Source organism: Methylomonas paludis, from assembly GCF_018734325.1.
Classification (GTDB): Bacteria; Pseudomonadota; Gammaproteobacteria; order Methylococcales; family Methylomonadaceae; genus Methylomonas; species Methylomonas paludis.
In genome coordinates, this window is record NZ_CP073754.1 from 776,010 (window position 1) to 801,360 (window position 25,351).

The 25,351-nt window shown below is 48.3% G+C and carries 26 protein-coding genes; 12 read left to right on the plus strand and 14 right to left on the minus strand.

What is annotated here, in order from left to right; genetic code table 11:
* Positions 1–9: 9 nt before the first annotated feature.
* The 6 genes from KEF85_RS03625 to KEF85_RS03650 form a co-directional block, all read right to left on the minus strand.
* On the minus strand, positions 10–1,554 hold the full coding sequence (locus KEF85_RS03625) for a formate dehydrogenase beta subunit (protein ID WP_215583364.1): 1,545 nt from the start codon (positions 1,552–1,554) through the stop codon (positions 10–12).
* Positions 1,554–2,030, minus strand: coding sequence for a formate dehydrogenase subunit gamma (locus KEF85_RS03630; RefSeq protein WP_215584988.1), 477 nt, complete (start codon positions 2,028–2,030; stop codon positions 1,554–1,556). Before KEF85_RS03630 ends, KEF85_RS03625 begins: the two co-directional genes overlap by 1 nt.
* 469 nt (positions 2,031–2,499) lie before the next feature.
* Entirely contained in the window at positions 2,500–3,435 is a 936-nt protein-coding gene (locus KEF85_RS03635; protein ID WP_215583365.1) for a peptidylprolyl isomerase, read from the minus strand.
* A gap of 3 nt (positions 3,436–3,438) precedes the next feature.
* Entirely contained in the window at positions 3,439–3,714 is a 276-nt protein-coding gene (locus tag KEF85_RS03640; RefSeq protein ID WP_215583366.1) for a BolA family protein, read from the minus strand.
* Positions 3,711–4,013: a YciI family protein gene (locus KEF85_RS03645; protein ID WP_215583367.1), complete on the minus strand. Its 303-nt coding sequence runs from the start codon at positions 4,011–4,013 to the stop codon at positions 3,711–3,713. The genes KEF85_RS03640 and KEF85_RS03645 overlap by 4 nt, the downstream gene beginning before the upstream one ends.
* A complete protein-coding gene (locus tag KEF85_RS03650) occupies positions 4,013–4,555 on the minus strand; it encodes a septation protein A (protein WP_215583368.1) in 543 nt (180 codons plus the stop codon). The genes KEF85_RS03645 and KEF85_RS03650 overlap by 1 nt, the downstream gene beginning before the upstream one ends.
* Positions 4,556–5,060: 505 nt before the next feature.
* On the opposite strand from KEF85_RS03650, the gene KEF85_RS03655 reads away from it, so the two are divergent.
* Genes KEF85_RS03655 through KEF85_RS03670 form a run of 4 tightly spaced genes read left to right on the plus strand, consistent with a single transcriptional unit; the run spans position 5,061 to position 8,457 of the window.
* A complete protein-coding gene (locus KEF85_RS03655; protein WP_215583369.1) occupies positions 5,061–5,366 on the plus strand; it encodes a DUF1244 domain-containing protein in 306 nt (101 codons plus the stop codon).
* On the plus strand, positions 5,363–6,091 hold the full coding sequence (locus tag KEF85_RS03660; RefSeq protein WP_215583370.1) for a class I SAM-dependent methyltransferase: 729 nt from the start codon (positions 5,363–5,365) through the stop codon (positions 6,089–6,091). Before KEF85_RS03655 ends, KEF85_RS03660 begins: the two co-directional genes overlap by 4 nt.
* A 43-nt stretch (positions 6,092–6,134) precedes the next feature.
* Positions 6,135–7,556 (plus strand): SPOR domain-containing protein, encoded by a 1,422-nt coding sequence (locus KEF85_RS03665; RefSeq protein WP_215583371.1) that lies wholly within the window; start codon positions 6,135–6,137, stop codon positions 7,554–7,556.
* 4 nt (positions 7,557–7,560) lie between these two features.
* The gene (locus KEF85_RS03670; protein WP_215583372.1) at positions 7,561–8,457 is read left to right on the plus strand and encodes a 5'-nucleotidase; all 897 of its coding nucleotides are present in this window, start codon (positions 7,561–7,563) and stop codon (positions 8,455–8,457) included.
* Between the two features lie 53 nt (positions 8,458–8,510).
* Here KEF85_RS03670 and KEF85_RS03675 read toward each other — a convergent pair whose 3' ends face one another.
* Positions 8,511–9,221 carry a VPLPA-CTERM sorting domain-containing protein gene (locus tag KEF85_RS03675; RefSeq protein ID WP_215583373.1) on the minus strand — a complete coding sequence of 237 codons (711 nt, stop codon included), beginning with the start codon at positions 9,219–9,221 and terminating at the stop codon, positions 8,511–8,513.
* A 183-nt stretch (positions 9,222–9,404) separates the two neighbouring features.
* Positions 9,405–10,907, minus strand: a complete 1,503-nt coding sequence (gene lnt, locus KEF85_RS03680) for an apolipoprotein N-acyltransferase (protein ID WP_246535030.1) — start codon at positions 10,905–10,907, stop codon at positions 9,405–9,407.
* A 338-nt stretch (positions 10,908–11,245) separates the two neighbouring features.
* Between lnt and gshA the strand changes: the two genes are divergently transcribed.
* The 6 genes from gshA to KEF85_RS03710 all read left to right on the plus strand — a co-directional run bounded on the left by gshA (position 11,246) and on the right by KEF85_RS03710 (position 17,574).
* Complete coding sequence (gene gshA / locus KEF85_RS03685; protein WP_215583374.1) at positions 11,246–12,832, plus strand: glutamate--cysteine ligase; 1,587 nt, start codon at positions 11,246–11,248, stop codon at positions 12,830–12,832.
* 5 nt (positions 12,833–12,837) lie between these two features.
* Positions 12,838–13,560, plus strand: a complete 723-nt coding sequence (locus KEF85_RS03690) for a phosphoadenylyl-sulfate reductase (protein ID WP_215583375.1) — start codon at positions 12,838–12,840, stop codon at positions 13,558–13,560.
* Positions 13,561–13,969: 409 nt separating this feature from the next.
* Positions 13,970–16,267, plus strand: coding sequence for a hypothetical protein (locus KEF85_RS03695; RefSeq protein WP_215583376.1), 2,298 nt, complete (start codon positions 13,970–13,972; stop codon positions 16,265–16,267).
* Between the two features lie 102 nt (positions 16,268–16,369).
* Complete coding sequence (locus tag KEF85_RS03700; protein WP_215583377.1) at positions 16,370–16,957, plus strand: sigma-70 family RNA polymerase sigma factor; 588 nt, start codon at positions 16,370–16,372, stop codon at positions 16,955–16,957.
* Positions 16,950–17,141, plus strand: coding sequence for a zf-HC2 domain-containing protein (locus tag KEF85_RS03705; protein WP_215583378.1), 192 nt, complete (start codon positions 16,950–16,952; stop codon positions 17,139–17,141). The genes KEF85_RS03700 and KEF85_RS03705 overlap by 8 nt, the downstream gene beginning before the upstream one ends.
* A 127-nt stretch (positions 17,142–17,268) precedes the next feature.
* The gene (locus KEF85_RS03710) at positions 17,269–17,574 is read left to right on the plus strand and encodes a hypothetical protein (protein WP_215583379.1); all 306 of its coding nucleotides are present in this window, start codon (positions 17,269–17,271) and stop codon (positions 17,572–17,574) included.
* 189 nt (positions 17,575–17,763) lie between these two features.
* On the opposite strand, the gene KEF85_RS03715 is transcribed toward KEF85_RS03710, so the two are convergent.
* Genes KEF85_RS03715 through KEF85_RS03735 form a run of 5 tightly spaced genes read right to left on the minus strand, consistent with a single transcriptional unit; the run spans position 17,764 to position 21,291 of the window.
* Positions 17,764–18,111, minus strand: coding sequence for a DUF6164 family protein (locus KEF85_RS03715; protein WP_215583380.1), 348 nt, complete (start codon positions 18,109–18,111; stop codon positions 17,764–17,766).
* A 40-nt stretch (positions 18,112–18,151) separates the two neighbouring features.
* Entirely contained in the window at positions 18,152–18,964 is an 813-nt protein-coding gene (gene mutM, locus KEF85_RS03720) for a bifunctional DNA-formamidopyrimidine glycosylase/DNA-(apurinic or apyrimidinic site) lyase (protein WP_215583381.1), read from the minus strand.
* 3 nt (positions 18,965–18,967) lie between these two features.
* Positions 18,968–19,591 (minus strand): high frequency lysogenization protein HflD, encoded by a 624-nt coding sequence (hflD, locus tag KEF85_RS03725; RefSeq protein WP_215583382.1) that lies wholly within the window; start codon positions 19,589–19,591, stop codon positions 18,968–18,970.
* Positions 19,592–19,610: 19 nt separating this feature from the next.
* Entirely contained in the window at positions 19,611–20,024 is a 414-nt protein-coding gene (locus KEF85_RS03730) for a rhodanese-like domain-containing protein (protein WP_215583383.1), read from the minus strand.
* A gap of 58 nt (positions 20,025–20,082) precedes the next feature.
* Entirely contained in the window at positions 20,083–21,291 is a 1,209-nt protein-coding gene (locus KEF85_RS03735; protein ID WP_215583384.1) for an EAL and HDOD domain-containing protein, read from the minus strand.
* Positions 21,292–21,681: 390 nt separating this feature from the next.
* Between KEF85_RS03735 and KEF85_RS03740 the strand changes: the two genes are divergently transcribed.
* Positions 21,682–21,891, plus strand: coding sequence for a heavy-metal-associated domain-containing protein (locus tag KEF85_RS03740; RefSeq protein WP_215583385.1), 210 nt, complete (start codon positions 21,682–21,684; stop codon positions 21,889–21,891).
* Between the two features lie 59 nt (positions 21,892–21,950).
* Positions 21,951–24,194, plus strand: coding sequence for a heavy metal translocating P-type ATPase (locus tag KEF85_RS03745; RefSeq protein WP_215583386.1), 2,244 nt, complete (start codon positions 21,951–21,953; stop codon positions 24,192–24,194).
* Between the two features lie 985 nt (positions 24,195–25,179).
* On the opposite strand, the gene KEF85_RS03750 is transcribed toward KEF85_RS03745, so the two are convergent.
* Positions 25,180–25,317, minus strand: coding sequence for a hypothetical protein (locus KEF85_RS03750; RefSeq protein WP_215583387.1), 138 nt, complete (start codon positions 25,315–25,317; stop codon positions 25,180–25,182).
* Positions 25,318–25,351: the final 34 nt, after the last annotated feature.

Genomic DNA, 25,351 nt, shown 5'->3' on the forward strand with positions numbered 1-25,351 from the left:
ATTAATCGATTAGGCTTTGGTGGTTTCGAGGCCAAAGTCTTCTGGGAAATGATTCAGCGCGCTTAACACCGGGAAAGGTGTCATGCCGCCCATTGCACACAAAGACCCAAAGGTCATGGTATTGCATAAATCGCGTAACAATTCCGTGTTTTTATCTTTCTGTACACCGTCAACAATTCGGTCTATCACTTCAACACCGCGTGTTGAACCAATCCGGCAAGGTGTGCATTTGCCGCAGGATTCTTCAACGCAAAATTCCATCGCATAACGGGCCATATCCGCCATATTGACGCTCTCATCATGCACCACTATCCCGCCATGACCCAATACTGCAGAAATAGCGGCAAAAGCTTCATAATCCAGCGGCGTATCAAATTGGTCGGCGTGCAGATAAGCGCCAAGCGGGCCACCCACCTGCACTGCGCGGATAGGCCGGCCGGTTGCCGAACCGCCGCCGTAATCATAAAGAATTTCCCGCAGGGTAATGCCGAAAGCGGCCTCGAACAAGCCAGAGTGCTTGATATTGCCGGCCAGTTGGATCGGCAGACTGCCGCGCGAGCGGCCGGTACCAAAATCGCGGTAATATTCACCGCCCTTATCCAGGATGATAGGCACAGAAGCTAGCGAAATCACATTATTGACTATGGTAGGTTTACCGAATAGGCCGACAATAGCCGGTAATGGGGGTTTAAATCTCACCAGGCCGCGTTTACCTTCCAGGCTTTCCAGTAAAGAGGTTTCCTCGCCGCAGATATAAGCCCCGGCACCACGGCGTACTTCCAGGTGGAAAGTTTTACCACTGTTTTGAATATTTTCGCCCAAATAACCGTTTTCATAAGCAGCGGCAATGGCCTGATTAAGAGCAATTTCTGCATGCGGATATTCGACGCGCAGATAGATATAGCCCTGGGTTGCGCCAACCGCCAAGCCTGCGATAGTCATGCCTTCAATCAACACAAATGGATCGCCTTCCATAATCATCCGGTCAGAGAAAGTGCCGGAATCACCCTCGTCGGCATTACAAACGATATATTTTTGGTCGCTGGGTGCGTTCAGCACCGTATTCCATTTAATCCCGGTTGGGAACGCCGCACCGCCTCTGCCGCGCAAACCCGAATCGCTGACTTGTTTAACAATTTCCGCAGGCTGTAGCGCCAGTGCGTTTTTCAGGCCTCGGTAGCCGTCATATTTGATGTAATCACTAATGCTGACCGGGTCGGTCAAACCCACCCTGGCAAAAGTCAGGCGTTGCTGATTTTTAAAAAACGGCAATTCCTCAATATTACCCAGATACAAAGGATGTTCAGTTCCTTTCAATACACCGGCATCCAGTAGGGCATTAACATCCTCCACTTGTACTGGCCCATAAGCCACTCGGCCTTCAGCAGTTTCCACCTCAATTAAAGGCTCCAGCCAGAACAGCCCGCGTGAACCGTTACGGACGATCTCAATATCCAGACCTTTGCTGGCGGCATAGCCTGCAATAGCCGTTGCGACTTGCTCAGCACCTAGGGATAGTGCGGTGGAATCACGGGAAATAAATAAGCGAGTCATTATTCGGCACCTTGATATGAGGCTAAAAGTTTATCGAATCGTTCCGGGCTGACTCGGCCATACACTGCGTTATCAATGGTGATAGCCGGTGAGCAGCCGCAGTTGCCCAGACAATAGACCGGTTCCAGAGAAAATTTACCGTCCGCACTGGTTTCATGGAAATCAATGCCTAGCGCTTGCTTGGCGTGATTTTCCAGAGCCTTGCTACCCATGGACTGGCAGGATTCGGCGCGGCAGATATGTATAGTGTGCTGCCCCGGCGGCGTTTCCCGGAAATAATGATAGAAACTGATCACCCCGTGGACTTCAGCATGCGATAAATACAAAGCACTGGCAATGTCAGCAACAGCAGCCGGTGGAATATAACCCAGCGTATCCTGAATGCTGTGCAGAATAGGCAATAAATTGCCAGGCATGGTCAGATGGTCATCCAATATAGCCAGCACTGTGGATTTTTGATTTTGATAGTCTTGCATCATCGGCTCTGTAAAAAATGACGAAAATTTAGCGGCAGCTATTTAATCACGAACAAACCGGGCTTGGCAATTTGACCAGGCACCCATAAGCCATGATTTATCGGCAAATTGCCGGTTGTAATGGCTTGGATCAGCGGCTTAAGGGTAAGTTCGGCGCAAAAAAATATTTCATCTAACTATTATAAATGATAATAGTTTGCATTAAATAATTATTTTTATGGGGTTTTTAGCTGGAAATTCAGGGTTTTCAAAACCATTCAGTCAAAATCGTTTTCAGCGTAGATACGCTCGGATTGTGTAAACCACAAGCTGAGCACTTTTAATTTCATTAACTGTTGACAGCTTGCTTGCCAGTAAGGTCCAAGTGGTTCAAGACTTGATTCAGCTACCCCAAAAACGAAAACCGGCAGGGCCGACCGCGCCAGGCGGTAAGCATTCTGCCGGATTAAGGTGCCAAGTAACGGAAAAATTATTTGGCTGGCTTTTCTTCGGCAGGAGCCGGTGCTGGAGCCGCCGCAGGTGCAGCTTCTTCAGCCGGTTTTGCTTCAGCTTCAGGTTTGGCTTCAACTGCCGGCGGCAGCAGAATTTCAACTTGCGCGGTTTTACGCAAATTTTCAATAAATGCCTGAACTTTCTCACGTTGCAACAGCGAACGGATTTGCTCTTTAACAGCTTCCAGCGGTGGCGGTGTCAGGGCTCTGGAATCTTCTCTCAAGATCACATGCCAGCCGAACTGAGTTTGTACTGGTTGTTTGGTGAATTTGCCGTTTTCCAGCGCCACAACGGCTTCAGAGAAAGGGGCAACCATACGATCAGCCGTAAACCAGCCCAAATCGCCACCTTCAGAGCCCATAGGATCAATAGAATGTTTTTTGGCCAATGCAGTAAAGTCAGCGCCTTTTTCCAGTTCAGCAATCAATTTTTTAGCTTCATCTTCGGTTTTCACCAGAATGTGCCGAGCTTTATATTCAGCACCCAGATTAGCCATTTTCGAATCATATTCTTTTTTAACATCTTCATCGGTAATCGGATTGGTTTTCAGGTAATCCTGAATTGCCGCTTGCGATAACAATGAATTTTTGACTGTGTTCAAGCGTTCAACCAGTTCTGGAGTTTTATCCAGATGTTTTTGTTTGGCTTGTTGAATCAGTAGTTCGCGCTGAATTAATTCTTCCAGTAATTGTTCTTTAGGCAAAGTTTGGCCTTGGCTACGTTGGGCCAATTCCTTTTCCAAGGTTTCCAGCGTAGTTTTGCCAATATAAACCCCATTCACGGCAGCAGCGGCATTTTCTTTAGTAACGGCTGGAGCAGGCGGAATACCTTCAGCATCGTTCGTTTTGTCTTCAAAGCAGCCTGGCAGCATGGTTGCGCTGGCCAAAAGCAATGGGATGAGTTTTAATTTCATTGTTTAATTTCCTGTTGAGTTTTCGGATGGTGTTAAAGCATTAATGCTGAGTGCATGGATTTCTTCTTTCATCAGCTCATTAAGTACCTGATAAATCAGCTGGTGGCGCTTCACCAAAGACAGGCCCTCAAAACTTTCGGCAACTATAGTCACATAAAAATGACCGCCACCTTTTCGATTGCCGGAATGTCCAGCGTGGCTTGCGCTTTGGTCAATAATCTCAATAATGTCGGGATTAAAAGCTTCTTTAAGTTTTACTTTGATAACTTCACTGGTCATTGCGGAAATACCTGTTTAAAAGGTTTTACAGTAACACGGGCATAAACGCCCGCAGCCGTATAAGGATCGGCCGCCGCCCAGGTTTGGGCTGCATCCAGACTGGCAAATTCGGCAACAATCAAGCTCCCGGTAAAACCGGCTTCACCTGGGTTTTCTACATCAATTGCAGGATGCGGCCCGGCCAAAACCAGCCGGCCCAAATCCTGAAGCGCGTGCAGTCTGGCCAAGTGGGCAGTTCGGGTTGCCAAACGCAGGTTTAAGCTGTTTGGGTGGTCTTCACCAATAATCGCGTACAACATTATTCTTTACTCTCAGGGCCGGGTGCATATTTATACAGAAAAGCCATTTGCACCACGATAAAAATCAGCATCAAACCCGGTACTCCAAAAGTTTTAAAGCTCACCCATTCATCCGTGGTGTAATGACTCATCACATATAAATTGATAAAGCCGATACTGATAAAAAAGGCCGACCAGCTCAGGTTCAGACGTTTCCAAATCGGTAAAGGCAATTCAATATTATGGCCCATCATCCGTTCGATCACGGTTTTTTTGCCCACAAACTGACTCAGCAAAAACGCCAGACCAAATAACCACTCCATCACTGACAATTTCCATTTAATAAATTGCTCGTCTTGCAAATACAGAGTGGCACCACCCATTACCACAATTAAGGCCAGGGTGATCCACTGCATGGTTTCAACTTTGCGGTATACCAGTTTATAAATAATAACCTGGAGCAGCGTAGCCACAATAGTAACCCCGGTCGCGATATAGATATCGAACAGTTTGTAAGTAACAAAAAACAGGACAATAGGAAAAAATTCTAAGAATGGCTTCATGGTAAATAACTGGGAAAATGATAGACAGAGATGAAAATTAATTCCTAAATTTAAAGCGTCTGCAACTGACGTAGGAGGTTTTTTCTTGATTTTGAATAAGACTAAAATCCTTTTCCGGTATGAATAAGCAATTGAATGCAAACAATCCCTGGCTAATTGTAACAACAACTTAAAGCTAAGCCCACAAGTCTGATTGAATAAAACCACGTCGCTAAAACGCCCATAGCCAATCAGCTATATCCCGGCATTGTATGATCTTGCTATTAAATTGTATACAACAACACCGCAAATAGGTTAAGTAATCCAGACTCAACCCCAGGGCAAGCCATTAAGTTGATGACTATGCCGGATGCCCGGCCATCACCACCAAGCTCTGTTCACGCCTCCAAGTCCAGCTCATCCAGCTGAGCTATTCGGCAAAATTTCGCCGCCAATTGGTATAAAATGGGTTTATTGTTTAACAGATACCTAAATAAGCGCATCAATCAAATTTTGAGGAAGCCCGATGAGCAATGACATCACCACTGAATTGGAAGCGGCGGCTTTCCGGCGTTTGCTGGAACATTTGCGCCAGCACCCGGAAGTGCAAAACATCGAATTAATGTTGTTGGCCGACTTTTGTCGCAATTGTCTGGCCAAATGGTATGCCGCTGCAGCCCAGGAGCGTGGGCTAAGTCTGGATTACGAACAAGCCAGAGAAATAATTTATGGTATGCCGTACAATGAATGGAAGGATCTTTATCAGTTGGAAGCCACCCCGGCTCAACTGGCAAGTTACGATGCCAAACAAGCTTTAAAGCGCCAGTCATGACAAGTACACAGCAATACGATGCCATGTTTTCCGGTATCATCGGTCAAGACTATCAAATGTTGAAACTAATTTGCCCGTATGCGATAGAGATGAGCCGTCTGGTGGCAGAGCAGGTGGCTGGTACCCAACGTCCTGATACACCCCTGACAGTGGTAGAGTTAGGCGGCGGTACCGGCATTACCACTCTGGCGATCTTGATTGCCGCAGATAATGCCAACGTACTTAGCGTTGATAACGAACCCACCATGCAAAACCAGGCGCGGCAAAATCTGCAGGAATGGTCAGCGCAAGGCCGTTTGCGGTTTAGCGGCGCTGATGCCTTAACTGCATTACGCAACTTGGCGACAGCCAGTATCGACGTATTAGCCTCGGCCTATACCTTGCATAATTTTCCGGCAGATTATCGGATTCAGGTGTTACAGGAAGCCTATCGGGTACTGGTGCCGGGTGGCCGCTTTATCAATGGCGACCGCTATGCCCTGGACGATATCGTCACCCATACCCGCAATACCCAGCACGAAGTAGCAGGCTATTTCAAAGTCTTGACTGATATGCAGCGCCTAGATCTACTGGAACACTGGATTATCCACTTATTTAGTGACGAGTCCGAAAACTATATCATGCGCGAAGCTGAAGCCCGCCGGCAAATGGTTGCCGCTGGTTTTCAGCATATCAAGATTCACCAGCGCCTGGATGTTAATGCCCTGCTGACCGCAGAAAAATAATTCTGATTCCCCTGATGCAAACCCTAAACTATCGAGTATAGAGATGGAAGATTCCAGCCAAGACCCTAGCAGCAAACCCCGTAAAACCTCTTTAACCGACACCAGTTCCTTAGAGTCTAACCGTGCTAAACAGGTTGGCGATATCGATGATCAGGATGTCATAGACCGGCTGTTAATAGACGATGATCTGCCGCCGTTTACTGAACCTGAAGCCTATCAGGATTTTGCCGAAATCCAGCTCAGTCCTGGTACCAGCGATGCCCTGGTCGAAGATTTGGCCGAATTTGCCGATGTCGATGATAACAAGCACCGGGTGGAAAATATAGAAGAAATCACTACCCCCGAGTTGGATGCTTTAGACCAAGTGGCCGGCATTGCAGAATTCAGCGCAGAGCCTGCAGAGGTGGATTTTCCTGCTCCAGGCTTAACCGTTCACACCCCGACAGCATCGGCAAAGCCTTTGCATAGCACGCCGTCATCGACAACTGATAATAATGGCGATCTGGAACAAGGCGCTGAACTGGCGGCCCTGGCTAGCCAGATTATCGCTTTGCAAAACCGCCAGCTTCATCTAACTCAGGAACTTGCCGAAAAAGCCAATAAAGCTGAATTAGCCAGATTTCAAAGCGACATCGATGCCATCATCCAGACGCAATATAATAACGGCAAGCGCCAATCCGCGCCGCCGACTCAGCGCCAGACCGTAAAATCGGCATATTTTGCCAACAGTTTGGCCGTGCTGGCCATTGCCGTTGCTGCGGGTCTGGGTTATGGTTTACAGCAGGCTGACCAGCGCATTACGGCACTAAATGAAACCACGGTACAGTTACAGACCTTGCTCAGTAATCCGACCAGTAGTGAAGACAATCAGGAGGATAAAGCGGCATTGCAAAAAAAACTTGATGACCTTACCGCCGCAGATATAGTGCTGACTGAGCAAGTTGCCGACCTCAATAAAGCCTTAAAAAACGAAACCGTATCCACTAAAACCACACTTAGCCTGGGCAAGCAACTGGCGGGCTTAAGCAGCCAAAACAAACAAACCGATGCGGCAGTACAGGCTTTGGAAACCAAGTTGGCAGCCATAGAAAAAAACCGAGCACCTGCAGCGCATGGGCAACTAACAACCGCCTCACCGGCCAAGTCTGAGAAAAAGTCGGCCGAGCCTGAAAAAAAAACGGCGGAAATCGAAAAAAAGCCCACAGACAACAGCGAAGACAACTGGTCGGTAAGTCTAGTCGCGTTTAAGCAGGATTGGTACGCCAAACGCATTGCCGACGAATATGCCGGCAAAGGCGTACCAGTTAAAGTCAGTAGAACTCAGGCCAAAGGTGAAAACTGGTATCGTTTGAGCGTGGATGGTTTTAAAAATCAGACGGATGCCAACAGCTATGCTGCCAAAGTCAAAAAAACTCTGAATCTGGATTCAGTGCTGGTGTTGCGCGCCAGTTCAACACAAAATTAAGGCCATGTTGCAGCAAAAGCTCATCGTGGCCATTTCGTCGCGGGCCCTGTTCAATCTTGATGCTTCTCACCATATTTTTGAAACCCAGGGCATGGAAGCTTTTTGCCGCTATCAAATCGAGCATGAAAACGAAATACTCGACCCCGGTTTCGGCTTTGCGCTAGTCAAAAAATTTTTGGATCTCAACAGCGCATTTCCGGCTCAGCCTCTGGTAGAAATCATTCTGCTCTCACAGAACAGTGCCGATACCGGTTTGCGTATTTTCAACTCCATCAACCATTACGGGCTGGCGATTAGCCGCGCCGCGTTTACCAGCGGGGTATCACCCTATGCCTACATCCCGGCCTTCGGCGCTGATTTGTTTTTGTCGGCAAATGCCGGCGATGTCCGGAAAGCCCTGGCAGCCGGCTACGCCGCCGCCACTATCATAGCCGGCGCCACCGCCAACACCTCTGAACAATTACGCATCGCCTTCGATGGAGATGCTGTGCTGTTCTCAGACGAAGCCGAAACTATCTACCAACAGCATGGCCTGGCGGCTTTTACCGACAATGAACGAAAACATGCCCATCAACCGCTGCCCGGTGGCCCTTTAAAAGGGTTTCTCAGTGCTTTGCATCGTATCCAGACTCATTTCGATCAGCAGAATCTGGCACCCATCCGGACTGCCTTGGTCACTGCTCGGGCTGCCCCCGCGCATGAGCGGGTAGTCAGAACTTTGCGGGCCTGGGGTATCCGAATCGACGAGGCCATATTTTTGGGTGGGATGGACAAAGGCCCATTTTTGCAGGCGTTTGGTGCGGACATATTCTTCGATGACCAGAAAGGTCATTGCGAGTCTGCTGAATTACACCAGATAACGGCAGCTCACGTCCCGCATGGCGTCAAGAATCAAAGCTGAGGGTAAGCAATCAGACTCGTCCCTGAGTCAAAAACAGCCAAAAACTAAAAAAATTAAAGCGAGCTTTGCAGTTTGCGACGGCCGGCCAGGGTTAAGCCGCCCAAGGCGCTGGCCATCAGCCAAAATGCGCCGGGTACCGGCACTGCAGCAGCACTAAAGCTGAAGGTGGCGCCATAAACATTATTACCGTCTTGTGCCGCAGTATAAGCATTATTGCCGCCGGCAATAATCGTATAATTGCCAGGGCCGAGCAGCAGATTAACAATTGAGGCCGTGCCGGCTACACCCGGACTGACAGACGCACTGGTGATGAAATTAACCGTGCGCTCATTAGCAACCGGATCACCATCTTGGGGTTGAGTGGTTAATGAAAACGAAGCCGCAGTATTCACCAGGCCGCGTTGTCCTGAGGCCAATGGGTAAATCGGGTTGGTATCAAATGAATTGGTGACAAATTGGCCGCTATATAAACTGAAGGCCGGTGCCAGCAAAGCCGGTTGTGATGGGTCTCCAAGATCGGTAGAGCTCAGGCTCAGGCTGATATCGGAGGTTTGGGTCAAGGTAAAGCTATACCAGTTCACATCGTCAGTAGTGGCATAAGGAAAGCTTTGGCCTTGTTGCCAGCCGTAATTGGTAAAACTGTCATAACCGCCTATGCCGACCAGACCGTTAATATCTGTATATGAAACATGAGCTTGTGCAGCCTGATTAATACCTAACAGCAGATAGCCCAGCAGCAAGCCGGACATTAAAAAACGTTTCATTGAATTATCTCCATTTAAAAAAGAACTGATCACATCCGAAACTACTGCAAACCAGGATAGTCCGCATATGGCTCGGATTTTTTTGTGCAAATCCTATGCTTAAATTTAAATTAATAATAAATTCAATATCTTGATGTTGTTAAATTAAATATTAACCGTCAGGAGTATCAAAAACTATGTTATTTAACTTGTTCTATCTGAGTTATTTAACATATTTATTGCATAAGCCAGCCCCAACAGAGCCAATAAGCCTGCAAACACAGTCGTATCGCCAAACCGAGAATAAGGCGTAATACCACTCATCGGCACAATAGTGTCAGTTAGCGTGGTGGTGGTAAATGTTGCAGCCTGACTACGCACCTTGCCATCCGGGCCAATAAAACCGGTCACCCCGGTATTGGTCACCCTCACCAAATAGCGCCCAGTCTCCAAAGCCCGCATCTGCGCCATCTGCATATGTTGAAAAGCCTGAGCAGAATCACCAAACCAGGCATCGTTAGTCACATTGACAATATATCCGGCATCGCCAATCTGGCGGCTCACCAACTCGCCAAAGGCATCCTCATAACAAATAGTTGTGACAAAAGCATAACCACCGGCCGTCAACAAGGGCTGACGGTCAGCCCCAGCCGTAAAATCACCTAACGGTATTTCTAACCAGTCCAATACCCAGCCGGAAAGCGGTTGTAGCGGCAAATATTCCCCAAATGGCAGCAAATGGTTTTTGTGGTACAAGGTTGGTTTATCGCTTAATGCCAACACACTATTAAAATATTGATTACCTTCGCCGCCGCTAGGCATACTGACTACCAGATCAGTATCATGCCGCCGGGCTTCTGCCGCCAAGGGGTCGAGATAGGCTGTTTGCACTTGTGATAAAAATGCCGGAATCGCCGTTTCCGGCCAGATGATAACCTTGCTGTCCCAATGTTGTTCAGTCAGATGCCGATAGAGTTGCAGGGTTGTGAGACGTTGATTGGACTGCCATTTTTGATCTTGACTGATATTGCCCTGCACCAATGTAATTTTAATCGGTTCACCCGCAGCCTGAGTCCATGCCACATTTTTCAATAACTGCCCCCCAGCCCAAATGGCCAATATCAGCCAGATATAACGGCTGGACAGCTTGGTCAGCAAAACTTCCGTTAATATAAACGCCGAGACAGCCAATAAAAAACCGATACCATACACCCCAACTAAGGGCGCATAACCCGCCAGCGGCGAATTCAGCTGGCTGTAGGCAATTTGCAGCCATGGAAAACCATTAAGCAAATAATTGCCGCGCAAATACTCCACGCTAATCCACACAAAAGCCGCAGCAAATACCCGCCATCCAGGCCGGGAGTGTCGCATCAGGCGCACCACAACTAATCCGGCCAACGCCGGAAATAGCGCCCAAAAACCCACCAACAGACTCGTCAGCCCAATAGCACTCAAGCCATCAGCGCCACCAAAGTCATGAATGCTGATATATACCCACCAAATACCGGCAGCAAATAAACCGACACCAAATAAATAGGATAGCAGAATAGGATGGTATTTAGTCGGTAACAGCCAGATCCGATAAATAAACATCAAAGCCGGTATTGCTGCATAGCCATAATCATAGGGCGCAAAAGCCAGGGTTAACAGCGCGCCCACGCCTGGAGCCGGCAATAACCATCGCCAGATTGATATTGGAGTCATTATTTAGCTGCAATTAAAATTCAATTCGCCATTTTATTATGCAAAATCGCCGCCCAGGTAAAAAATGCTTAAGTATTTTTCATCAATATTTATCATAAGCCACTCAAAACGGTAGAGCAATTGCAATATTTCATAGCATTTTATAGATTTTTCTAAAGCCAGTCTGATGTCGGTATTACTGTATTTCAATCGAAGTGCAGCCTATTGTTTTATATAAAAAAATATCAGATGGGCGGCAGTTTGGTACCTAACGAATTGCAAAATAGTCAACAAAAGCCCACTCTGATCGTATAATTGACTTCTTTGCATATGGACTATTGGGTATCAAACCCTGAGCAATGAACTATCAACACGCTGTTTTACCTCCACTTTTGCAAGGGCTTATTGATCTTGATCAGCAGCATTTATTAAGTCTGGGCTTAAAAGGAATCGAAAAAGAAAGTTTGCGGATTGCCGGCGATTGCAAAATTTCCCAAACCCCGCATCCGGCAGGCTTAGGCTCGGCTTTGACTCATGCCTATATCACTACCGATTATTCTGAAGCCTTAATGGAGTTTATTACGCCACCGTTTGCCGATATCAAGCAAACCTTGGCCTATATGCATCAAATCCATCAATTTGTCTATCCGCATTTGGCAGATGAAGTATTGCTGGCTACCAGCATGCCTTGCGGGATAGACGGCGATTTAAGTATCCCTATTGCCGAATACGGTAAATCCAATATTGCTAAAATGAAGCATGTTTACCGTAAGGGCCTGTGGCATCGTTATGGCCGCACCATGCAGGCCATTGCCGGGATCCATTTTAACTATTCCATTTCAGAAGAATTGTGGCCGCTATTGCACCAAATCAGCGAGACGGAAAGCACTCTTGAAGACTATATTTCGTCTGCTTATTTTGGCCTGATCAGGAATTTTCAACGTCAGGGCTGGCTGATACTTTATCTGTTCGGCGCATCTCCGGTGATCTGTAAATCCTTTTTCAGCAGCCGCCCGCAGTTAATGCAGGAGTTTGAAGAATTCGATAAAAACAATCTGTATCACCCTTATGCGACTTCGCTGCGGATGAGCGATATCGGTTATAAGAGTAAGAATCAGGCAAATCTTAAAATCAATTACAATTCACTTGATGGCTATGTCGAAAGTCTCAGTTCCGCTATCAATACGCCCTACCCGGAATATGAAAAAATCGGCGTCAAAGTTGATGGCGACTACCGGCAGCTTAATGCCAATATTCTGCAAATCGAGAACGAATTTTACAGCACCATGCGTCCCAAACAAATCGCCAAATCGGGAGAAAAACCCACCTTGGCATTAAAACGGCGCGGTGTCTTATATGTGGAAATGCGTTCCCTGGATTTAAACCTGTTCAATCCCATCGGCATCGAAGAAAGTACAGCCAGATTCATCGAAGCGTTTTTACTCAGCTGTCTGCTGCATGATAGCCCCCGCCAGGGTAGCGAAGAGTTTCAGATTAACAACAGCAACCAATTATTGGTGGCCAATCAGGGCCGCAAACCAGGATTGAAACTCAATAAAAACGGTAAAGCCATCAGCCTGCACGATTGGGCCTACAGTATTTTGTCGGCCATGCAACCAATTTGTGCCATCCTGGATCAGGGCACCATAGACAACCCCTACCAAATGGCCCTGCATCAACAAATGGCGGTAGTGGCCAATACCGCCTTAACGCCATCGGCCCGTATTCTGGCCTGTATGCGCAATAATCAACAGGAATTCGGTTGTTTTGCTACCGATACCTCGGTTTTACACAAACAACTGTTCCTGTCTCAGCCGCTGGATAAACTGAATCAGCAGCGTTTCCAAGATATGGCCGTAGCCTCGCTGAGAAAACAGGCCCATATCGAAGCCAACGACAACTTGAGTTTCGATGACTTCCTCACCCGATACTTTAATCAGGCCTAAAGACTATGAATGCATTCGACATCGCCAGCCTGCAAGCTGAATTACAAGGTAAAAATCCGCGCACCATTTTAAAAACGGCATTAGCAAATTTTGAAAATATTGCCATCTCCTTCAGCGGCGCGGAAGATGTGGTTTTGATTGATATGGCGGTAAAAATCCGTCCCGATATTCAAATATTTTCTCTGGATACCGGTCGTTTGCATGCAGAAACTTACCAATTTATCGAACAAGTACGCAAACATTACCAGATTGAGATCGAGCTGTTGAGTCCAGATTTTCATAGTTTGGACAGTTTTGTCAAACAAAAAGGTCTATTCAGTTTTTATGAAGACGGACATCATGAATGTTGCGGTATTCGCAAGGTAGCACCTTTGCGGCGGAAATTAGCTAATCTGGATGCCTGGATTACCGGTCAGCGTAAAGATCAAAGTTTGGATACTCGTAGCGATATACCCGAAGCTCAGCTTGACACCAGTTTTTCCAGCGCCGAGCAAAAAATTTACAAATTTAATCCGCTGCTGAACTGGAGCTCTGCCCAGGTCTGGGACTATATAGAAGCCTATCAGGTGCCCTATAACAGCCTGCACGCGCAAGGCTTTATCAGCATAGGTTGCCAGCCCTGTACCCGTCCGGTCTTGCCTAATCAGCACGAAAGAGCCGGCAGATGGTGGTGGGAAGATACCGCCAAAAAAGAATGTGGTTTACATGCCGCTAATCTAAAAGATTAAACGTCAAAGCCTCGTTTAGCCTAGTAGTCGACCATTCTTAATTTTGCCGAATACGGCGTAGGATGCGCTGAACGCAGTGATGGGCAGCAATACGAACGATGCGCCTCCAGGAGTTGGCACATCCTAATTCCAGTTGGTCAACCACAAGCAAAGCGCCAGTCTGGTCAATAACGACCAGACTGGCTTCCTGATTGAGCTGCTCAGCATTACTTTGTGGCAACTGTCATATATTAAATAAATCACCGCACAAAGTTTTGCAAATTCGGATAATATGCTAAGCTTTGCTGCTAGTGTGAAACTCTTCATAATCACCAACACATAGCCCGAAGCGCCATCAGCACCAAGCCCAAGCATTTGGCACGATCAGGCCGATACAGGTCTGTTAGCGACATAAATAGAGAGTCAAATTATGACCACATATAAGCAATCCTACCTGATAGCAGGCGGCCTAACTATTAGCTCCCAGGCCAACGCGACTAGCGTTAGTCCATTAACCGCGGACTTATCGGCTCAGCCGGTATTGAGTAAAGTCAGTTATAACGCCGACACCGGGCTGCTAATCTTAACTGGTAGTCATTTCACAGGTGCCGCCAATGCATACACTGTCACTGACCTCAGCTTTAGCGGAGATAATCAGCTCAGTTATACCCTCAGCAGTGCCAGTAGTGTGGTCGGCACCCCCGGCAGTACCCGTCTTAGCATACAAGTTTCCAAAACAGACCAACAATATCTGGATGGTTTACTGAATAAAAACGGCAGTCATGCCGCTGACGGTGTGGCCTACAGTCTGAGTGCGGCCAGTGGTTGGCAAGTCGGCGCCAATGCCGTCAGTGTCGCAAATGTAAGCGTTGCCAAGCTTAATCAGCCTGTTATTGCATCGGTTAGTTATAATGCTGCGACCGGCGTTTTTGCTATTACCGGCAGTCATCTCACATATCACGGCAACAGCAATACCAGTATCGCAGTTGCCGATTTCAGTTTCAGCGGTATTCACGGTAAATATGCTTTCAATAGCCTAAACGATACCGTTTCGTCTTTTATTACTACCGGGAACGTCAGCAGTTTTTACATTCAGTTGAACAGCGCCGACCAGGCCTCAGTTAACAGTTTGGTTGCCGATAACGGCAAAAGCTCCCAAGGTCACGCCTATAAACTGGCTGTCAGTGCCCATTGGGATAGCGATAGCGGTGCCGCTGCCAGTAAAGCAGTTACCGTCAGTGGCCTGCTGCCCAGCATCACTCATGCCGGTTATGATGCCGGCACTGGTGTTCTCAGTCTCAGCGGCCATAACTTCACAAAAGCCCTTAGTGATTACCCGCTTACCAATCTGAGCATAACTGGTGACGGTAATAATTCATACAGCCTCAGTCAGGATAGTATCGTCAAAACGGTTGCCGACACAGCGCTGACTATTAAGCTTTCCAGTGCCGACCAACTAGCGGTTGACGGTTTACTCAACAAAAACGGCATATTGGCCAATGATGGCAGCACTCATTATCAAATCAGCGCCGCTGCCGGCTGGGATGCCGGGGCTGCTGCAGCCGATACTGCACTGACCGTCAAAAAAGCGGCTTTGCCCAGCTTGAATAAAGTCAGTTATGATGCTGCCACCGGCGTGTTTACCATTACCGGTAATCATCTTGCCAATCACGGCAGCAGTAACGGTATTGCTCTGGCTAACTTCAGTTTAACGACTGGTAACGGCAGCTACACATTTAGCGCCAGCGACGACAGCGTCAGTCAACTCAGCACCAAGCGTTTTAGCATCAACTTAAGCAGTACCGATCAAGCCACCGTTAACAGCTTGTTAAGCGATAACGGCAAAGGTCCGCTTGGTCAAGCTTATAATCTGGCCGCAACGGCTAACTGGGATAGTGACAGTGGCGCTAAAATCAAAACCCTTGCTGTCAATGTCAGCGGTTTGCCGACTGTATTGACGGATGTTATCTACAAAGCCGGCAGCGGTATTCTCAGTCTGATCGGTAATAATCTGCCCAGCAACGCCAAAGCTTATCATGTGTCGGCCCTGACCATTGCCGATGCCACCACCAATACCAGTTATACTCTAAAAGACGCCAGTGTTATCAAGGGTAAACCCAATACTGATCTGGTCAATATCCAGTTATCAGCCAGTGATAAAGCCGCTGCTGATAAATTGTTTGCCGGCGCCATTGATCATACTGGATTTGGCGGCTCTGGCGGCATGGACATTTATGATCTCAACGCCGAGAGCGGCTGGGTTACTGGAGCTGGAGCAATTTCCGCTGAAACGCTCACTGTTATTGCCTCGCAACCATTATTGGGCGGGGGTAATCCAGGTTCAACCACCAACCTCAATTCTATATTAGGCTTTAGCCTAATCGCGCCACTCGCTACCACTAGTTTGGTAAGCGCTAAAATTTCTCTGGATCAGGCCTTAACCGGCAACCCGGTCACTATCAATAGTTTTTTAGCGGATAGCGGCCAGTTAGAACTGTCCCAAACTGTTTATACCGCCTTCACCGGCATCAATATAGACAGTAATCATTTCAGCAATGCCACTACCGCTGCCAGCCCCAACGATTATCTCTACTACGATGCCAACACCGGCGGTCTCTACTATGATCCTAACGGATCCAACCCCGGCGCAGCAGTAGAAATCGCCATCATTGGCACCAATACCCATCCGGCCAGCCTGAGTCCGGCAGACTTTACTCTGCTTACCTAAATCTTAAGCTTTTAAAATGTGACTGGTCGTTTAGTCGCCGGTTAGGGTAATATCGGCATTTGCATCACAGTGATTTAGAATAAGTTTAAGGATGCCCTGATCATGACTATTGCCATCACCGGACAAATGCTGGCAGAACAGCGCCCGGTATTATTCCGCTATGCACTACTGCAATTACAGGATCAGGCCAGCGCTGAGGACGCAGTGCAGGAAACCCTGTTGGCGGCACTGCAATCTGCCGGTGACTTTGCCGGTAAGTCCAGTTTGCGCACTTGGTTAATCAGCATACTTAAATACAAAATTGCCGATCATTGGCGGCGGAATCAGAATGAAGAGCCGCTGCCGGCCTATGCCGGAAATGATCATGATGCAGATTCTGCAGCAGATGATGATTTTTTCCTGGAGGATGGGCACTGGACCAATCCACCGCAAACTTGGGCCGACCCGGAAGCGGCATTCAAGCAGCTGGAGTTTTGGGCCATCTACGAAATATGTCAGCAAAACCTGCCGCCACTGATGGCCAAAGTCTTCATGTTACGCGAGTTAGTGGGGCTGGAAGCTGCCGAAATATGCCAGGAAACGGCGCTGACTGAAGCCAATTACTGGGTGACCATGCATAGAGCTCGACTCAGATTACGGGAATGTCTGGAAAAACGCTGGTTTAACCCCCAGGAGAAAAATCATGCCTAGTTGCCGCGAAATTTCAGCATTGGTATCAAAAGGGCTGGATAAACAATTAAGCCTGTCAGAGCGCTTTGCCGTACGCTGCCATTTAATGATTTGCCGTGCCTGCCGTAATTTTCAAAAACATAGCCTGATCATGCGCAAAATCAGCCAAGCCTATCTGGCTCAACTCGGTAAGTCCAAGCCATAAACCTGCTTTCGCCACAATCAGTTAAAAATAATTAAAAAAAACTGTAAGGATTTTCAACCTGCTCCGACTAATAAGGCAGATAAGCCATTTTGCTTATCCTGACCCGTATTAATTTTGGAGAATACTTATGAACAAAAAAACCATGTTTACTTTAGGCGGCACATTGGCGACCACCTTATTGGCTATGGCACCCGGCATCCATGCCGGCGAAAACCCGTTTCAATTGACCCCGGTCGACACCAGCCGCCAATTGCTTGCCGATGCGAATGCTGAAACTACGGACGACAGCGCCAAGCTTCAGGAAGGTAAATGTGGCGCCGATAAAATCAAAGCCGCCAAAGCCCAGGAAGCCAGCTGCGGAGCCAACAAAAAAACCTCAACCGAAACCCCCAAATTGCCTGAAGCCAAATGCGGGGCAGCGGGTAAAAAATAAGCGGCAATCATAGACAAGGCGAGCTTCGCCTTGTCTTAACAAAGCGGGGAGTTAAAAGCTTACTGGCTACCCATGGCAAGAAAACGAGGGATTGTTAGGGTCATGATTCTATACGCATTTATCGACTGCCGTGTATGGCAACAATAGTCCATGTAGGTGGTAATGTGCGAAACCAAACTCAATAAACTATCACAACCCCATCTCAAACACCCATTTCACCGACACATAAGCCGTCAGCACCAGCAAACTGGCATAAAAGCCGCGCCTCAGCAGCAGGCCGGCATCCCAACTACGTTGGCTCTGGGCTTCGCGATACAAACGGCGCTGAGTATAAGCCCGTTGTTCCTGATAATCGTTAAATGCGGGTAAAATCTTCTCCCGATCAGCTTCGTCATATAGCCAGATGGCGGGCATCGATACCCCCCAATTCCCTGCCGAAGTTTCATAAAAAGCAATTTCATGTTCGGCCAATATGGCACGCACATCTTCGGCTTCGTCTTCCGGTACACCGCGTAGAGAAAAAAATAGAATTGCCATACAAGATAATCAAATAAAAAATAATCACAGCCTGCGCCACTCAGACCTGACACACCCGGCAGCGATAAGTGGCACGCTGACCAATTTTAAACAGCTCAATGGGTGCGGCACAATTAAGGCAGTCCAGGCCGGCCCGGCCATACACATTTAAACTTTGTTTGAAATAACCGGGTTTGCCGTCGGCATTGGCAAAATCCCGCAAAGTAGTACCGCCCTGGGCAATAGCCGCGCTCAACACCTGACGAATGGCTGCCGCCAGACGCCCGCATTCAGCAGCGCTCAGTGAACCGGCTGCACGCAGCGGATCAATCCCCGCCATAAACAAAGCTTCATTGGCGTAAATATTGCCCACGCCCACCACAATATGGCTGTCCATAATCAGGCTTTTCACTGCCAGACTGCGCTTTTGGGCGCGGCTCAGCAGGTAAGCGCCGTCAAAATCTGCGCCTAAAGGTTCCGGGCCCAGATCGCGCAGCAGAGCATGTAGCTGCGGCTCATCTTCCGTCCACAGCACTGCCCCAAATTTACGCTGGTCGTTAAAGCGCAATACGGTATCGTCGGCAAATACAAAATCGATATGATCGTGTTTGCCGGGCGCGTGGTCGGGGTGAGTGATACGTAAATTGCCGGACATGCCCAGATGCAAAATCAAGCAGCCCGGCTGGGTAGCCAGCAGTAAATACTTGCCGCGCCGTGCCACGCTTAACAATTCCAGGCCGGGTAGGGTGGTTTGTAGTGGCGGTACTGGCCAGCGTAACCGGGCCTGACGGATAATGATTTCCCGGAACGATTTACCGACAATATGGGGGGCAATTCCGGCGCGACTGGTTTCTACTTCAGGTAATTCCGGCATGGCTTATAGTTCTGCCAGCAGTTTTTGGGCCTCTTGCTGCAATTTTTTCCGAAACAGTAACAGCTTCCAGCGGCTGCCGCCGCATTGCCGCCATAATAAAGTGGCGCGAATGCCGGCCAGCAGCAGGGCGCGGATTTTATTGGCAGTAGCCTGATTGCTCAAATATTGCTGATCGCCCACTACCATAATTCGTGGCGGGATAGTGCTGATAGTGTTTTGATAAACATCAGCCAGATTAGCCTGAACATTAACATGCAACACCCCAAAATGTTCGGCTTGAGCTTGAGCCTTGCTGACCCCGATACTGATCAAATTTAACAGGTCGGAACGTTTGGCCAGCCGTTTTTGCAGATAGACCAGTTGCGCGGCATAGCGGGTCTGTTCTGGATTATTCATGACCTGACCGGCCAGTTGTCGTTCCAGATGTTCCAAGCCAAAACGGATGCCGGTTACACCGCCGTAGATATCCAGCACGCTATCGGAATTAATTTTTAGAACACTGCCTATACTGGCAGCAAACGCTTCGGTATCGTTGTTGCCGGTGGTCGCCAACTGGTGTACCAGTCGGCAGGATTGGGTTAAGCCGGCTAAGGCAATGGTTTGGTTTCTAAAATTATTTAATGACATAAAGGCATGATTTAGCAGCTCACTCCGATTTTACCGCGTGACCGGATTTAATCCAGCCCTGAATGCCGTTTTGCAGATGATAAACATTCGGAACGCCTTGTTCCAACAGGAATTGACCCACTTTGGCGCTACGATTTCCAGAACGACACACCAATATTACCGGTTGATCCGGCCTGGCTTTTAGTTTTTGTAACGCACTTAGCCATTGCGGGCCGTCAAACTTGCCTTCAGCATTAAACGACTGCAGTGTGACGCTATCAGGAATAATCCCAGTGTTATGCCATTCCGGGGCTGTACGCACATCCACCACCAGAGCATGTTGTTCTTGCTGCATGACCTGCAATTGCTCGGGGGATAACAGACCAAGCTCTACGGCGGCCAGCCAGGGGCTAAAAAAACTCAAAAACAATAAAACCAGCGAATTAAGCGCCATATATCAATATCCTGTCTAAAACTGAACCGTACAAATCAAGGCTGACAGAAAAATCTTGCTAGCCGTTCAAACCAATATTGCCCAGCACTGCTCCGGCCCAGAGAATACTGTCCAGATAAATTCCCGCTACCCGTTGCGGATCAATATTTTGAAAAGCGTGGGCAGATACTTCCCAAGGTTGATAACTCATGGCATATTCCAAAACCTGACCGGTTTTGCCGGACTTATGCAAAATCGCTTCTGCCACTTCCTGGGTCAAAGGCAGTTGCTGTACAGCCCTATCCATAGACACCCCTAAGATAGCATCGGCGCTGGACAACATCCCCACCAAAAAATAGCGGTCGCCATCTTCACCCATTTCATGGGCCAGCAGCTCACACATTCTGGCCCGAATCAGAGCAAACTGTAGCACAATGCGTGGTTTTACCGATAAGGAAGACAACATCAGAATGTTGACCCAGCGTTGCAGTTCCTTCAAGCCCAGAAAACTGATGGCTTGGGGAATCGACTCAATTTCCATCGGCAAGGCAAAAAACGCGGAATTGATATAGTGCAAGAGTTTATAGCTTAAACTCACATCCCGGCCGATAATGCGGCCGATATCCTCATAACAGGCATCTGCTTTATTCGCCGCCGCCAGCAGTTGTAATGCCGATGCATGATCAACATCCATGCGTATCCCGGATACCAGATGCGGTTCACTAAAGAAAAAGCCCTGAAACAATTCACAGCCCCAGCTTTTTAACAGCTCGTATTCTTCACGGGTCTGGACTTTTTCGGCCAATAAGCGCAATTTATAAGGTTTAAGCAGTTCAATTTGCCGGCGGGTATAATCCAGATCATTGGCCAACACATCAATCTTGATAATGTCCACATATTCAAGCACCGGCAGCCAGGCATCGCTAAGCACAAAATCGTCAAGCGCTATAGTAAAACCGGCCTGCGATAATTCGCGGATACTGTTGATAATCGCATCATTCACCGTCACAGTTTCCAATACCTCAATGACTATGCGGTCATTAGGCAGATTCAGTGGGGTTTTTTCCAGCAGATTTTGATCGGTAAAATTAATAAAGGCTTTATGCGGCCCAACGATCTCATTCAGGCCAATCTGCAATATGGTATCGCTGATCACCTGATTTGTGGCATGGGTAGCCTCTTCAGGTGCACTCAAGTCAAAGTGAGTGCCTCTGAACAAAAGTTCGTAAGCAAACGTTTCCAGCTTGCTGTCGAATATCTGTTGGCGACCTATAAAAAATGCTGTCATGGCGGATACAAATTAACCGTGAACACAAAAAAACACACCTTTATAACATGCTTAAAGAGCTTGTGCTAATCAAATATTAGCGATTAGCAGTATAGCCTGAGTTGAATCCTGATAACGCTGGCTTCAAGCACTATTTGCTTGTTTCATAATGTTATTATTGTGCCACAAACCAGCTCAGGCAATCCAAAGTAATTTAGGGGGTAAGCAGTGTGAGTTCATATACAATGATATGCAAGTGTCCTTCATAAAAACGACTATAATTCAGACTTAAACCGGATCAGCCTTATACCCGGAACCTGGTGGCGATTTAAACGTCAAAACCAACAGCGCCAAGCGGGCCGTGAGCCCTATTATTCGGGCGTCAGTCCTTTTAACTGTAGGAGAAACACTATGACGACATCGATTACCCTCAGCGTCACCGGCATGAAATGCGGTGGCTGCGAAACCAATGTCACCAGTAAACTTGGTGAACTGGCCGGCGTAATTGCCGTACAGGCTTCACACCAACAAAATAGCGTTATTGTAGAATACGACCCGGAAAAAACGGACATTGATGCCATTGAAGATGTCATCACTGCAGCAGGTTACCACGTTAAATAACACCGTCACCCATCAGGGCACAAAACCCTAGCCCTGTACCAGATATTATCGGAGTAGACATGAATACAACCCAGGCCGATCTGCCGGAAACCCGGCTTTCCATTCTCGGCATGAGTTGCGCCGGTTGTGTTACCGCCGTTGATACCGCATTACGTACCTTGCCGGGGGTTACCGCAGTCAGCATCAATTTTGCCGATCACTCTGCTACAGTCAACGGTCAGACCGATCCTGAGTTAATGAAACAGGCACTCAAGGCTGCCGGTTACGATGCTGCCGTCATGGAAGGACTGGAGGATCCTAGTGCCGATGCTGAGCAGGAAACTCAGCGCTATCGCCAACTTATCCAAAAAGCCGCTGTGGCCGGGGCTTTGGGGGTGCCATTAATGCTGGGCGGCCATTTCAACTGGTTTCCGGTCCTGGGCAGTGTTGCCGGTAGCCGTTTTTGGAGTCAAGTCGCCTTGTTGACTTTGGCAGTATTGTATTACTCAGGTGGTCATTTTTTCACCAATGCCGTAAAACTACTGAAAGTCCGTCAGGCTAATATGGATACCCTGATCGCCCTGGGTACCGGCTCGGCCTGGTTTTACTCCTGTATCGTCATCGATTATTCGGCCCAATTACCCTCATTATCCGCACACGCCTATTTCGAAGCCTCTGCCATCATTCTGGCGTTTATCAATCTCGGTAACGCCCTGGAAACCCGCGCCCGAGGTAAAACCTCCTCCGCCATCCGCGCCCTGATTGGGCTACAACCCCGTACCGCACGGGTGTTGCGTAATGGTCAGGAAATCGATATAGCCATCGATCAGGTCGGTTTGGGCGAAACCTTACGAGTGCGGCCCGGTGAAAAAATTCCGGTGGACGGCATGGTGTTGGAAGGTCATGCCAGCGTCGATGAAGCCATGCTCACCGGCGAATCGCTGCCGGTGGAAAAACTGCCCGGTAACAGTGTTGCTGCGGGCACCATTAACCTGCAAGGCACTTTTTTGTTCAGCGCCAACCGTATCGGTCGTGATACCGCCCTGGCTCAAATTATCCACAGCGTGCGCCAGGCCCAGAACGCCAAACCCGCGATTGCCAAACTGGCCGACCAAATCTCTGCCGTGTTTGTGCCTTGCGTGGTCGGCATCGCCGCCCTCACTTTTATCGGTTGGCTATTGTTTGGTCCCCAGCCCGCTATTGGTTATGCCTTTGTAACGGCGATGACAGTGCTGGTTATCGCCTGTCCGTGCGCTTTGGGTCTGGCTACCCCCATCTCAGTAATGGTAGCCGTTGGTCGTGCTGCGCAAATCGGCATCCTGATCCGTCAGGGCGAAGCTTTACAAACCGCCGGCAAACTCAGCTGTCTGGTGCTGGACAAAACCGGCACCGTTACCGTAGGCAAGCCCAGTCTGGCCAGCATTATCGCTTTAGTCGGTACAGAAGCCGAGTTATTGCAACGCGCCGCCAGTCTGGAGTCCGGTTCTGAACATCCCCTGGCCGCCGCCATTCTTAACGCAGCCACTGCCCAAGGTTTGAAGCTGGATAAGGTTCGCCAGTTTCAGGCTTTAGCCGGGCAGGGCATTAGCGGCCAAATTGGCGGTCAAGCCTATTGGTTTGGCAATCAAGCCCTGATGAGCGCTCAGGGCATAGACAGTTCCGCTTATCACGCCAAACTCGCCGAACTCGCCGTGCGCGGCCAAACTCCCATGCTGTTGGCCGATGCCCAGCGCGTTATCGGCATCATCGCCGTTGCCGATGCCATCAAACCAGACTCGGCGCAAGCCGTACAACTACTGAAACAGCAGGGTGTGCGAGTACTGATGGTCACTGGCGACAACCTTATCACCGCCCAGGCTATCGCCGCCCAGGCCGGCATTGAAGAAGTACGCGCCCAAGTATTACCCCACGACAAAGCGTTGGTCATCAAAGAATTGCAGGCCCAGGGCGAAATCGTCGGCATGGTGGGTGACGGCATCAACGATGCCCCGGCCTTGGCCCAAGCTCAAGTGGGCTTTGCCATAGGTACCGGTACCGATGTGGCCATTGAAAGTGCCGATATCGTGCTACTGCAAGGCTCCTTGCTCAAAGTGCCTGAAGCCATGCAACTTTCGCGATTGACAGTACAAAATATCAAGCAAAACCTGTTGGGTGCCTTTATATATAATATTATTGGCATTCCGGTGGCGGCAGGCTTGCTGTATCCGCTGTTTGGCATCCTGCTCAATCCCATGATCGCCGGTGCCGCAATGGCCATGTCCTCAGTCACCGTGGTCAGCAACGCCAATCGCTTGCGCTGGATAAAACTCAACCCCGTCGGCTAAAGCGGTGCAGCAAATCCACCAGTTACCCGGTGTATTTGCACCACCGGTGTGCAGTATCCAGGTGTTGTAGGCCCCAGTCGCGCGTAATTACAGGCGTGGCCTGTAATTTGCATTAAACTAATAGGGTTTAATTAAAAATAGACCAAAGCAACCCGATAAGATGCAGCCCAGAGTCACAAGTGGTTCTGCCGTCAATAATCTTATGATGAAAAAGACACACCCGGTTTATTGGCAGCAGCTGCTTTGTGGCTATGGGTTGCATCTTATCGGGTTGCCCCGCGCGCCGTTGACTGGCATCGTTTGCGATTAATATTGTTCACTGACGCGCATCATCAAATTACTGTCTTCAAAATCCTCCGCCTTATTCGCCAAATAAATGTTGGCAGACTACTAGAACCCCCAGCAGTAGGCATTTCCAGCCCCAGTCTGTCATTAAATCATCACATCAGCTTAACTTCATTTTCATATTGCTGAGTTAATATTAGGACTTAACATAAAAGGTATGGTCATTGATTCATGCGCGTGGCCTTTTACGGCTTGTGCAGACCATCCTCTCCAGCTCAGGCCTTTACCGGCCGGTCAAGTTTGCATCTAACGCAAAGTCTACGCATGTATTACATAAAAACTGTCTAAGGAAAGATGTTGAGCCCCTTCGGCCCGGTGATACCGGGCTATTTTTTACTCAAAAAATGCAAGTACACCGAATTGGCGCCGTTTTATGATCTGGTCTGTATGATCGTTTACCCCAATATCGGCAGCGGATTGCCGATGACAAGCGTGAAACCGAAACCTATAACCAAGCAGCTGTGCGAAATGATGCAAAAAATTGAGTCAGTTTAGCTAAATAGTATAACTGAGTTGCAAGCTCAAGCCGTAACTTCCGATGAGCTATTAATGATTAACAAAGTATCGGATCAATTAAACACAGCAAAAGTAGTTACGCCAATGACCATCAAATATAACCAGTTGTAAATGCCGATTCTCGTTAAGAGTTCAGGATAAAACCTGCTAAAGCTAAAGCTTTTTTAGGTACATCACCCTTGAAAGATTCTTTACGCTCAACTCGATCAGATTCCAGTGAGTCAAGTAAAGCTAATAATTCTTGATCTGTATACCTTTGCATGTCGTTACTTATTCCAAAACTAAACGAACTTTTT